We start from the raw sequence: 12,023 nt of genomic DNA, 5'->3' as shown, positions 1-12,023 counted from the left end.
CCTAAGCCTTCGTTTTTCACTAGCTAACTATGCTTTTTGTACTTCGCGACAAACTGGTGCCTTTTCTGATCTTCTTCCACTCGGTGCTCTGCGGTTGTACCAAGCAAGATGCCCGCGGCGGCTTCGACCGCATCAGAAAAGATTACACCGTGCAGCAGATGGGCCGGCTGCGCAAAGACGAAGTAGTCGAAAGCTCGGGACTGGCCGTTGCCTCGCCGGCCGGCGACCTGTGGACGCACGGCGACGGCGGCAATACCACCTGGCTGTACCTTGTAACGCCGCAGGGCGACCTGATCCGTACCCACCCCGTACGCGGCGCCTACAACGTGGATTGGGAAGACCTCGCCCAAGACCGCCAGCGCGGTACGCTGTACATCGGCGACTTCGGCAACAACACCAACAAGCGCCGCGACTTGCGCATTTACCAGCTCAGCGGGCCGCAGTTTTCGCAGCTCGATACCATCCAGTTCCGCTACCCCGATCAGCGCGAGTTTCCGCCCAAAAAGCCCTTCCGGAACTTTGATTGCGAGGCGTTTTTCTTCCACAACGACAGCCTGTACCTCTTCACCAAAAACCGCGGCAAGGGCAATTGGGTGAAGGAGTACCACCTGCCGGCTAAACCCGGCAACCACGTAGCACGCCTCGCCGACAGCATTCAGGTAAATACCTGGGTTACCTCGGCTGATATCAGCCCCGATGGCCGCACGGTGGCGCTGCTTGGCTACGGGCACGTGTACCTCATCAAGCGCCAACCCGGCGCCAAGCTCTTCGATGGCGACAAAAGCTGCTTTCCGATGCCATCGAGCGGGCAAGCTGAGGCGCTGGTGTTCGTGAACCAAAACGACTTTGTCGTCAGCAACGAAAAAGGCAAGCTGTTTAAGGTAGCCCTCAAGCCCGATGTGGCCCAGCGCTAACCCACTCCTTCCTGAACAAAGCCAGGCCCTAGGGAGTAGTTCTTGGAGCTGCCTGCTTTGTTCATCCCCCAACGCAAATTGTTATGGCTGAAACCATTCTTGTAACGGGCGCCACCGGCACCGTTGGCTCCGAGCTTGTTCGGGCACTTATAAATCGCGGCGTAAATACCCGGGCAGCCGTGCACTCCATCATCAAAGGCGACCGGCTGCGCCATTTCAACCCCGAGGTGCAGCTGGTAGAGGTTGATTACCACCGCCCGGCCTCCCTGCCGTTGGCCTTTACGGGCGTCGATCGGGTGTTTTTGCTTACGCCCTTCTCCGACCAGCAGCTTATCATCAACCAACAACTCGTTGATGCTGCCAAAGCCGCTGGGGTACAACAAGTAGTGAGGCTCTCGGCAGCCGGGGCCGATATGGAGCCTGGTATTCAACTGGGCCGCTGGCACCGCCAAATGGAGCAGTACCTAGAGCAAAGCGGCCTATCGCACGTGATTCTGCGGCCTACGAGCTTTATGCAGAACTTCGTGAACTACCAAGGCCAGAGCATCCGGGAGCAGGGCGCTATTTACTTGCCGCTGGGCGAAGGCCGCATGAGCTACATTGATGCCTTTGACATTGCCGAAGTAGCCGCCGCCATCCTTACCGACGACGTAGCCAAGCACCACGGCCAGGCCTACACGCTTACCGGCCCGCAAGCCGTAAACCACACCGAAATAGCCGGCATTATCGGGCAAGCTACGGGCCGCCCCGTGCAGTACGTTGATGTGCCCGAAACGGCCGCCCGCCAAGCCATGCAAGGCGCTCCACAATGGATGGTTGACAGCATGATGGAGCTGAACGCCCTAGGCAAGGCTGGCCACTTGGCTGGCACCACCCCCGCGGTAGAGCAGCTAACCGGCCGCCCGCCGCGCAGCTTTCAGGAGTTTGCGCAGGAGCACCGCCACGAGCTGATGCCGGCCTAGGCTACTTGGGCAAACGCCTAGGTGCCAGCAGCACCAATAAGCAGAAAGGCCCCCGGCAGTTGCCGGGGGCCTTTCTTGTTTTGCTCAGTTCAGGCTGGCTTAGTAACGGTCGTCGTTGTCGCGGCCGCGGTTGCGGCCGGGTGCCGAGCCGTAGTCCGAATCGTCGTTGTCCTGGTTGCGGTAGTTGCCGCGGTTTTGCTGGCCGTAGTTGCGGTTGCGGTCGTTGCCTTCGAAGTTATCGGCCCCGCGCGACGACGAGCCCATTTGCGAGCTGCTGCCCGATGGGTTCTGGTCGTTGTAGGAGCCACCCCGCGAGCCGTAACCCTGGCTCGAGTTGCCCATGTAGCCACCGCGGCCTTCGTTGTAGCCGCTGCGCGAGCCGTAGTTTTCTTGCTGCGAGCCGTACGACGAGCCCGAGCGGCCCGAGCCGTAACGGTCGTCGTTGTAGCCGCCGCCGTAGCCAGCGCCCATGCTGCCGCCGCCCATGTTGCTGCGGCCGTAGTCGCCTTGGCCACCGCCGTAGCCGCCGCCACCGTAGCCTTGGTTATCGTAGCCGCCGCGCGAGGACTGGCGGTCCTGATCTTCGCGTTGGTTGCGGTTGCCGTACTGGCCGTAGTCATTCTGGCCGCGGCCGCTCATGCCACCTTGGTTGCCATAGCCGCCTTGGTTGCCCATGCCACCGCCCATCGACGAACGGCCGTAGTCGTTGCTGTAGCCTTGGCCGCGGCCGTAGCGCGAGCCGTTGTCGTTGGAGCTGCGGTAGTCGTCTTGCTGGCCGTAGCCGCCTTGCATACCGCCACCGTAGCCGCCTCCGCTGCCGTAGTTGCGGCCGCTGTAATCGCCGCCCTGCGAGCCGTAGTTGCCCTGCATGCCGCCCATATTGCTGCCGCCTTGCTGGCCGTAGCCGCGTTCTTGGTAGCCGTACGAGTCGCGCTGGCCATACTGGCTATCCATGTGGCCTTGGCGCTGCTGGCCAAAGTTGCTGCCGCCTTGCTGGCCGTAGACCCCTTGCATGCCCGAGCCGCCTTGGTTGCTCATGCCGCCGCCGTAGTTGCTTTGCTGGCCGTAGTTGCCGCTGTAGCCACCTTGGCCGCCGTAGCCACCGCCGCCCTGAAACTCGTCGCGGCCGCCGTACTGGCCGTACGAGTTGCCCTGGCCGCCGCGGTTGTAGCCATCCTGGCCGTATTCGCCGCCGCGCGAGCGGGTGTCGAAGTCGCGGTTTTGGTTGCCGTAGCCACCTTGGGTGTTGCCCATGCCGTGCGAGCCGTACTCGCCGCGGCTAGCACCGCTGTACATGTTCTCGTCACGGTCGCGGTCGTTGTGGCTGCCCTCCATCGAGTTGCCAAAGTTGCCGCCGTAGTTGCTGCCGCCCATGCTGGTATTGCTACCCTGCTGGCCCGACGATTGGTTCTGGTCTTTATTCTGGCTTTTGCCCGACGACGAACCGCCTTTGCTCGAAGAAGCTTTGGTGGTGCTGCCCGATTTTTTGGCCGATGCGGAAGACGAAGTCGAGCCTGTAGCCGATTTGCTGCCCGACTTGCTCGACGAAGACCCGCCTGACTTGCCCGAGGTGCTGCCGCCGGTGTTACCACCTAGGCCGCCTTGGCCCATGCTGGTAGAGGCCGAAGCTAGATCTTGGCTGGAAGTAGTTGAGCCTGACGAGCGGCCGCTGTTGTCGTTGTTGCCGCTGGTCAGGCCCGAAGTAGAGGAACCCGATTGGTTGCCGGTGCTGCCTTGCATACCTCCCGAAGTGGTGGAACCCATGCTGGTAGAACCGGTACCAGAGGTGCTGCCCTGAGCGCCTTGCGAAGAGCCGGAATTTTGGTTCTTGGCGTCGTTCTGGTTTTTCGTGTTATCTGCCATAGTGCGGTGTAATTGGTTGGGTGAGAACTTGTAAGGAAAGTGGTAAGTCTATACGCCCGCTTCTAACGCGTAGTTGTGCAAGCGCGCACATTTGTCCTTCACTAGCGGCACTGGCGAAAACCGTTTCTCCCCCAGTCAGCACGAAAAAAGCCGCCCTGGTTTGGGGCGGCTTTTTCATTCATCTTCAGGCACCTATGGCTACTAATTAGTACCTGCTTCAGCGGCATTTTCAACGCGCACACCCACGGCCATAATGCCCGGTAGCACGTCTTGTCGCATGTATTGCTCCAGCACCACACGGTAAGTGCCAGGGCGCGCAAAACGCTGCTGCGGCAAGGCTAAAAATTGGTGGTCGAAAATGTCGCCGGTGCCGTTGCCGCGGGGCTCACCGGTTTTCGGATCCATCAAAATCATCTGGTGCAACAGCGGCTTTCCGACCGGGCCGCCAGGGCCCGTAAGGGTATGCTTCACATACAGGTTGTAGTAGCTGTACATGGAGGCATTGCGGATGTTGAAATACACGTTGTAGCGCTGCGTAGTGTCCTGAATTTCGAACTGAAATGCAGGCTTATTCTGCACTGACCAAGCGTAGTCGGGCAGGTCCACGTTGGTTTCGTACACGCGGTTGCCATCGCAAGCAGCTAAGGCCGGCAACAGCAACGCACCTAGGGCAAAACGCAGCAGTGAGTGGTGGAGCAAGCGGCGCATATTACGAGGCAGCAGGTGGGTTGTTGGAGGCAGCAGCACTATCGCCCGAGCCGCCTCCGCCGTGCCTACGGCCGCCGCGGCGCGAGCGGCCATTGCGGCCCGAACGGCTTTCGTTGCCAGTTGGCTCCGAGCCATTGGCAGCACCCGGAGCAGCGCCGTCGCCGTTGGCCGAGGCCTGCCGGAAGCGTGGGTCGAAGCGCGGCGCAGGGCGTTCGGCGCGCGGGGCATCGGTGCTCATGTTGCGGCCGCGGCGGCCCGAGCGGCCATTGCGGCCGGGGGCAGCTTCGCCTTCAACGGGGGCCGAAATAGTGTTGCCTGGCTCACCCGAGCCGGGGCCCGGCTTCGGCTCGTTGCGTGGGCGCAAGGCATCCTTGGGCACGGTAGTCGTAGGCTTGGGCTGCACCACCGAAGCCGGCGCTGCTTTATCCTTGTCTTTCTTCTTTTTGCGCTTGTTCCGCTTACCCGACTTCATCTTGTCGTCGAGGCGGTCGAGCGAGCCTTCAACGTGCTCTTGTACGCTGGGCGCAGGTGCAGGCTCAACGATGGGTGGCTGTAGGGTTTCGGGTCTTTCGCCGGCTTTGTTCAGGAGCTGAATCTCCTTCACGCGGTCGGTCGAGAGCATTACCCAGTTGTTGTCGCCGCGGAAGGCAAACCACATGCGCTTCTTGAAGATGTCGGTCTTCTGCAGAAACGCGTCGCCCTGCTGCGTTTGCAGCGGCTTCGATACCTGCGGAATATCGCGCAAGGCATCGAGGTAGGTATCCAACTCGTAGTTGAGGCAGCACTTTAGGCGGCCGCACTGGCCCGAGAGCTTGGCCGGGTTTAGGCTCAGGTTTTGGTAGCGCGCGGCCGTGGTGCTCACGCTCTTGAACTCGGTAAGCCAGGTAGAGCAGCACAGCTCGCGCCCGCACGAGCCAATGCCACCTAGGCGGCCCGCCTCGTGGCGCAACGAAATCTGGCGCATCTCCACGCGTACCCGAAACTCTTCGGCCAAGCGCTTAATCAGGTCGCGAAAATCGACGCGGTCTTCGGCCGAGTAGTAGAAAGTGGCACGGGTACGGTCGGCCTGGTACTCCACGTCGGAGAGCTTCATCTTAAGCTGCAACTCCTCTACCACCGAGCGGGCCTTAAACATGGTACCCAGCTCGAGGTTGCAAGCAGCCTCGTAGCGCTCCACATCCTGCTCAGTGGCCACGCGCAAGATGTTGCGGATATCCTTGTTGTCAGGCTCCACCTTCTTCTTGCGCATTTGCAGGCGCACCAGCTCGCCTTTCAGCGATACATAGCCTAGGTGCCAACCGTTGCCGGCGGCCTCTACCACCACAGCATCGCCGGTTACCAGGGGCAAGCGGGTTACGTTGCGGAAAAACTCTTTGCGTCCGCCCTTAAAGCGGATTTCAACTATATCAAACTCTTTAAAGTCGACGGGCAGGTCTAGGTCCTGCAACCAGTCGAACACATTGAGGCGCGTGCACCCGCCCGATTTGCAGCCCCCTTTTGAGCCGCAACCAGCCGTAGCGCATCCGCCGCCTCCGCTGGAACATGAAGTGCAAGCCACAGGAAAGTATCTATGATCAAGCAGAACCCGGCAATTGGGCCTGCAGAAAAATTGAGGGTTTCAAACAAAGATAAGGATTTCGGAGGGTGGCTCCGGTCGCTGCCCAAACGAACCGCACCTAGGCTATGTTCCGCGGCCTTACTAGTCGGAAACTCCTAAGTAAGTATAAGCTCAGCAGCTCGGAACAAAAAATTGAAATGTTGGAAGACTCTTCTGTACGCCAATCGCCTTATTAGCAAGCTCAGCATTTAAATGTATATACACGGATCAATATTCATATCGTTATAAAAACCACACAACTAACCTTCACTGCCAAATTGCTATTTTCCTGCACCAAATAGCGCAATCTATAAGGAACGAGTGTGTGCGCACTCACGCGTACTGTTGCTATGTGCAAAAAGTTTCGGTAAAAATTTTTTGATTTTGTCAAAAATTAACCTCACCTTTTGAGCATAGTTCAACCAAACCCAACCAAACCACTTATGAAGTTTACCAAAGTACTTTCGACTGTAGCCGTATGCGCTTTCTCGGCACTGGCCCTATCCAGCTGCTCTAAAGAGGAAAATGTTCAAGTTAAGGACAAGGTATCCGAAGAAGCAATGGGCCAAATTCGTGCCCTGGGCTTCACGGCTACCGGTGCCCAAAAAGTGGACGGCGGCTACCTGGTTGAAGGTGACATCATGCTGAGCGATGCTGACCTGAACAGCACGCCCGACCACCAAATTCTGCGTGTGGCCGATGTAGAACAGTACCGCACCAACAACTTGGTGAGCGTAGGCTCGGGCCGTACTATCAACGTAGCTATTTCTAGCTCGCTGCCCTCGTCGTACGTAACCGCTCTTGACGAAGCCATCCGTCGTTACAACGCCGAAAACCTGCTGATCAGATTCCGCCGGGTGTCGTCGGGCTACAACATCTACCTGACCCCTGCTCCGAGCGGCTCAAGCTACCTGGCTTCGGCTGGCTTCCCATCGGGCGGCAATCCTTACAACAGCGTAAAGGTTAACTCGGCTTACCTAGGCTCTAACCCTGGCACGAACTACCTGGCTACCATTCTGGCGCACGAAATCGGCCACTGCATCGGCTTCCGCCACACCGACTACATGGACCGCTCTTACAGCTGCGGCGGCGCTTACACCAACGAAGGTGCTAGCACCGTGGGCGCTGTTCACATCCCCGGCACGCCCACCACGGCCGAGCCGAACTCGTGGATGCTGGCTTGCATTGGCACCGGTGCCAACCGTTATTTCGACAGCTACGACAAAACGGCTCTTAACTACCTGTACTAGTCCATTACTAGTCGTTTAGCCACCGTGCTACAAGCCCGGTTCCGCAAGGAGCCGGGCTTGTTTTTTTAATTAAGGCATGAAGCTCGGCCTTACATCTTGATAAAACTATATTTCATAAATACAGGAATAGCGGCGCTATTACGATATATAATTTTTAAAGTTTCTGCAAAACAGCATTGCAAAGACACTTTTTTCTATTCAGATTGTAAACCACATTCCCTTCCACTTAACACCACCAAACTTTCTAAAATGAAAAAGTTGCTTACCCCTCTGGCAGTGGCTGCGGTTGCTCTTGCTTCCTTCTCGAGCTGCTCGAAAGACGATGTGAAAGTGAAAGACCAAGTTTCGGAAGAAACCATGAATCAGATTCGGGCAATGGGCTTCACGGCTACCGGTGCCCAAAAAGTGGACGGCGGCTACCTGGTTGAAGGTGATATTCTGCTCAGCGAAGCCGAGCTGCAGAACCCTCAAGCGCCGCAACTGCTGCGCACAGGCAATGCCGAACAGTACCGCACCACCAACCTCGTGAATGCCGGTTCGGGCCGCGAAATCACGGTTAGCATTTCGAGCCAGTTGCCCAGCACCTACGTAGCTGGCCTCGACGAAGCAATTGCTCGCTACAATGCGCAAGGCCTGTTGCTTTCGTTCCGTCGGGTGTCGTCGGGTGCCGATATTGCCATCGTTCGCGGCAACGGCCAGTACCTGGCTTCGGCTGGTTTCCCGGCGAGCGGCAACCCCTACAACCAAGTAAAGGTCAACTCGAATGCCATTGGCTCGAGCCCCAACACCAATTACCTGGCCACCATCCTGGCGCACGAAATCGGCCACTGCATCGGCTTCCGCCACACCGACTACATGGACCGCTCCTACAGCTGCGGCGGCGCCACGGCCAACGAGGGCGCCAGCACCGTAGGTGCTATCCTAATCCCAGGCACGCCCACCACGGCCGACCCCGGTTCGTTCATGCTCGCCTGCATCGGCTCGGGCCAGAATCGTTACTTCAACAACAACGACATTACAGCCCTCAATTACCTGTACTAATCGGTTAGCACCGCGTTGGTACTACAAGCCCGATTCCGCTAGGAGTCGGGCTTGTTTTTGGCCCTTACTGTATCAATATCAGGCCATTGGGCACGCGCGTACGCTAGCTCGGGCGTACATGTTTCAACAATTAGCTATTGATTATTTAATTCTTTCTGTTCAGCTTATCGACCTGTTCAAATCCAACCTAACCAAACCAAAATCCTATGAAAATCGCAAAATGGTTTACCCCTGTAGCCGTAGCTGCCGTAGCACTATGCTCGTTTGCCAGCTGCTCGAAAGATGATGTGCAAGTGAAAGACCAGGTGTCGGAAGAAACCCTAGGTCAGATCCGGGCAATGGGCTTCACGGCTACCGGCGCGCAAAAAGTAGACGGTGGCTATTTGGTTGAAGGCGACATCTTGTTGACCGACGCCGAGCTGCAGAATCCCGTAGCACCGCAGTTGCTGCGCGTGGGCAACGCCGAGCAGTACCGCACCACCAACCTCGTGAAAGGCTTGCCGCGCACCATCCGGGTAAGCATCTCGAGCCAGCTGCCCAGCACCTACGTAGCCGGTCTCGATGAGGCAATTGCCCGCTACAACGCCGCGAACCTGCAGCTCACCTTCGTGCGGGTGTCGTCGGGCGCCGATATTGCTATTGTGCGCGGCACCGGTTCGTATTTGGCTTCGGCTGGTTTCCCAACATCGGCAGGCGAACCGCACAACCAAGTAAAAGTGAATTCGCGAGCCATCGGCACTAATCCAGCCCTTGGCTACCTGGCCACCATTCTGGCGCACGAAATCGGCCACTGCATCGGCTTCCGCCACACCGACTACATGGACCGCTCCTACAGCTGCGGCGGCGCCACGGCCAACGAGGGCGCCAGCACCGTGGGCGCCATTCACATCCCCGGCACGCCCACCACGGCCGACCCCGGCTCGTTCATGCTCGCCTGCATCGGCTCGGGCCAAAACCGCAACTTTAATAACAACGATAAAACTGCTCTGAACTACTTGTACTAACCGGCACGGCCTTGCGCCCAACAAAACGGCCCTGCCTCCTCGGAGGCAGGGCCGTTTTGTTGGGCGCAAGGCCGTGCTTAGCGCAATACTACCAAACGGCGTACCACGGTTGTGCCGCCGGCAGGCGTGATGCGCACGAAATAAGTACCTGCCCGCAGGTTGCTGGTGTCAAATTCGCCCACGGCGGCCTCGGGGGCGTCGCCTTCGCGCACGAGCTGCCCTAGGTTATCGAATAGCTGCCAATGCATGGCAAGGCCATTGGCTTCAATTAGTGTGGCTGCTTTGCCCGCAACCACGGGGTTGGGGAACAGCATCACGTCGCCGGGGCGGGCGTAGTAAATGTCCTCCACCTGCGTGTATAACATAGAGCCCGATACCGTTTCGAGGCGGGCCCGGTAGCGGTATAGCCCCGGTGTAGGCAGCTGATCCTGCAACACGATGGTTGATTGCGCACCCGGCGTAACGGTTTGCACCGTCTGGAATCCGCCGGCAGTTTCGCGCTCCAGGTGCACTGCCCGCAAGCGGTAGGTGCTGCCCAGAATCAGATCGAACTCAATTTCATCGGTAACGAGCTGGCGTGGCAAAAAGGAGCGCACGTAACAAGCCGAGTTCGAGTTCAGCGAGATGGTACGCGCGCGTACGCCTGGGTTGCCATTGGCCAACACCGGTACAACGGTGTAATGCCGGAAGAATAGTTGCGAATTCGTTAGCAGCAAAGCAGTGTCGGCGATAGTGGCTACGGGCTCGAGCGCTGTAAGGCCGAGGCGCAGCACCTGGTAGCCACTCGCGCCCGGCACTGGTGCCCAGGTAAGCAGGGCTTCGTCGTCGCAGGCGTAGCCCACTTGCACGAGCGGTGCTTGGCTAACCGCCGCGGTGGCCGATGGGTACACAGCGCTGCCTACTTCGAAGCGGAACTGCGCCACTGCAGCTTCGGTGGGCGCCGTCCAGGCGTATAGCCCCACGCCTAGGTCTACGGCGTTGCTGATGGGTACCCAAGTATTGCTGCCGGCTGTGCGGTAGCTAAGGGTGCCCGTGGTAGCAGCACCTTGCCAATGCCAGCGCAGGCGTTGCTGCTGCCCAGCGTTCAGGGCCGTGCCCGCTACGGGGTTGCTCCAGGTAAGGCCTTGGGTTTCGAACTCGTAGGCTACGGCAAATTCCTGCTCGGGGCCTGCTGCTACGGTAGTGCCATTTACGCGCACTTCGTATGCACCGGCAGCTGGCGCGCCTACCGTTATCTGCTCCACGTTGTTTAGCCGATCCACGCCGCGGCGGGCGGGCAGCTTCAGCGAGTCGAGGTGCGGGTATGAGCTAAGCACCCACGGGCGCCACCGCACGCCGTTGGCCCCTACCAGCTCCACATCGAGGTCGTTGACGAGGGCTTTGCTGGCATTGGCAGCGGCTTCGGGATCGGCCCAAGCCAATGTGAGCTTTAGCTGCCGCACACCGGCGGGCACCGTTACGGCAAACTTGCTGCTGGCACCGGCCGCTACCTTGCCCTGCACGAAGCGCTTATCGAGCATTGTCTGCACGGCACCTAGGGCATCGGCTTGGCCAAAGCCTGCTTCGAAATCCGGCCCCGGTCGGCCCACATCATCGGCGCTGTTGAGGAGCACGGCCTTGCTAAGGGCAGCCGGGGGCAACTGGCCGTTGTGCTGCTCGCGGTAGGCATGCTGCACCAATGCAGCAATGCCCGAAACCACAGCGGCCGCGTCGGAAGTGCCGGCTTCGCCTAGGGCTACCATTTCGGGCTTGAGGCGGCCGTCGTGCGCGGGGCCGCGCGAGCTAAGTGTGGCTACGCGGCCGAGCACATCGGTAGCGCCTGCGCACAACGTGTTTTTGGAGGTTTTGAACTGCCCGGTAATGTTGGCAACTCCGGCCAACGACGCATACGCGCCCGAGCTGGGAGTGCGGCTACCTACGTTGCCCGACGAAAATACGTGCAGCAGCGTGGGCAACTGGCGAGTTTGCTGATCGTAAGCCAGCGCCTCCAAGCCGTAGTAGTTTTCGATAGCCGCCACGCCGTAGGAGTGGTTTTGCACCGACACGCGGTTGGACGTAAGCTGGGCGGCATCGTCGGGCATCAGCTGGGCGTAGCTCGAGGCCGCCAGTTGCACTCCCGAGGCCGCGCCGCGCCCCGTAGGCGCCGAGTTGCCCGCTCCGCCAATGAGCGTGGCCATTACGGTAGCATGATCAGAAGCATTGCTGCCGAAGAGCGTGCTGGTTATTACCCGGCCCTTAAAGTCGATATCAGCGGCATCAAATACCTCTTCTTTAACGGAAACGGTAAGTCCCTGACCTGTGATATTGGGGTACAGCTGGTGCACCGGCCAGATGCGGTTGGCACCTAGGTCTACCCCGTCGATTTCCTTTTCAGGCTTGGCCTCGCGGTCGGCTACGTCCACAAACGTAACCAAGGGGCATTGGGCCAACTTGGCCAGCTTGCCCGGCGCATGCACCGTGAACACGCGGGCCTCGGCACCGTGTGCTTGCAACCGGGCACCGCGCAAGTTTTCCTGGGCCCACTCCCGAAAGGCTGCTGCATCCTGCACTTGCACGCGATAAGCGCTGCGGCGGGTGGGCTGTGCGTGCTCGGCCTGCAAAGCCGGCGCCAACCTGCTGCTCACCGCGGCGCGCGTTGTTTGCGCCACTGCTTCGGCTGATAACAAACTGCCCACGACAGCCAG

Annotated in this window: 9 protein-coding genes; 5 read left to right on the top strand and 4 right to left on the bottom strand. The window is 59.3% G+C overall.

Translation table 11 applies throughout. The annotated features are described in order from the left end of the window. The first annotated feature begins 29 nt into the window (after nucleotides 1-29). Nucleotides 30-914: a hypothetical protein gene (locus ASU33_RS18610; protein ID WP_059072310.1), complete on the top strand. Its 885-nt coding sequence runs from the start codon at nucleotides 30-32 to the stop codon at nucleotides 912-914. An 83-nt stretch (nucleotides 915-997) separates the two neighbouring features. Next, nucleotides 998-1,876, top strand: a complete 879-nt coding sequence (locus ASU33_RS18605; protein ID WP_059072309.1) for an SDR family oxidoreductase — start codon at nucleotides 998-1,000, stop codon at nucleotides 1,874-1,876. Nucleotides 1,877-1,975: 99 nt separating this feature from the next. Here ASU33_RS18605 and ASU33_RS18600 read toward each other — a convergent pair whose 3' ends face one another. The 3 genes from ASU33_RS18600 to ASU33_RS18585 all read right to left on the bottom strand — a co-directional run bounded on the left by ASU33_RS18600 (nucleotide 1,976) and on the right by ASU33_RS18585 (nucleotide 5,906). Further along, entirely contained in the window at nucleotides 1,976-3,739 is a 1,764-nt protein-coding gene (locus tag ASU33_RS18600) for a hypothetical protein (protein WP_149867300.1), read from the bottom strand. A 201-nt stretch (nucleotides 3,740-3,940) separates the two neighbouring features. Beyond that, the gene (locus tag ASU33_RS18590) at nucleotides 3,941-4,447 is read right to left on the bottom strand and encodes a gliding motility lipoprotein GldH (RefSeq protein ID WP_059072306.1); all 507 of its coding nucleotides are present in this window, start codon (nucleotides 4,445-4,447) and stop codon (nucleotides 3,941-3,943) included. A gap of 1 nt (nucleotide 4,448) precedes the next feature. Next, on the bottom strand, nucleotides 4,449-5,906 hold the full coding sequence (locus tag ASU33_RS18585; RefSeq protein WP_149867299.1) for a PSP1 domain-containing protein: 1,458 nt from the start codon (nucleotides 5,904-5,906) through the stop codon (nucleotides 4,449-4,451). 581 nt (nucleotides 5,907-6,487) lie between these two features. Here ASU33_RS18585 and ASU33_RS18580 point away from each other — a divergent pair. The 3 genes from ASU33_RS18580 to ASU33_RS18570 all read left to right on the top strand — a co-directional run bounded on the left by ASU33_RS18580 (nucleotide 6,488) and on the right by ASU33_RS18570 (nucleotide 9,339). After that, nucleotides 6,488-7,294, top strand: coding sequence for a M57 family metalloprotease (locus tag ASU33_RS18580; RefSeq protein WP_059072305.1), 807 nt, complete (start codon nucleotides 6,488-6,490; stop codon nucleotides 7,292-7,294). A 249-nt stretch (nucleotides 7,295-7,543) separates the two neighbouring features. Continuing rightward, nucleotides 7,544-8,335, top strand: coding sequence for a M57 family metalloprotease (locus ASU33_RS18575; protein ID WP_059072304.1), 792 nt, complete (start codon nucleotides 7,544-7,546; stop codon nucleotides 8,333-8,335). Nucleotides 8,336-8,541: 206 nt separating this feature from the next. Further along, nucleotides 8,542-9,339: a M57 family metalloprotease gene (locus ASU33_RS18570; RefSeq protein WP_059072303.1), complete on the top strand. Its 798-nt coding sequence runs from the start codon at nucleotides 8,542-8,544 to the stop codon at nucleotides 9,337-9,339. A 77-nt stretch (nucleotides 9,340-9,416) separates the two neighbouring features. Here the strand turns inward: ASU33_RS18570 and ASU33_RS18565 are convergent, their stop codons facing one another. Further along, nucleotides 9,417-12,014, bottom strand: coding sequence for a S8 family peptidase (locus ASU33_RS18565; protein ID WP_160328239.1), 2,598 nt, complete (start codon nucleotides 12,012-12,014; stop codon nucleotides 9,417-9,419). Between the last annotated feature and the right edge of the window lie 9 nt (nucleotides 12,015-12,023).

The sequence above is a fragment of the Solirubrum puertoriconensis genome, from assembly GCF_001483135.1.
GTDB lineage: Bacteria > Bacteroidota > Bacteroidia > Cytophagales > Hymenobacteraceae > Solirubrum > Solirubrum puertoriconensis.
The sequence above is the reverse complement of the archived record's forward strand: the minus strand, read 5'-3'. Positions and strand labels throughout refer to the sequence as shown.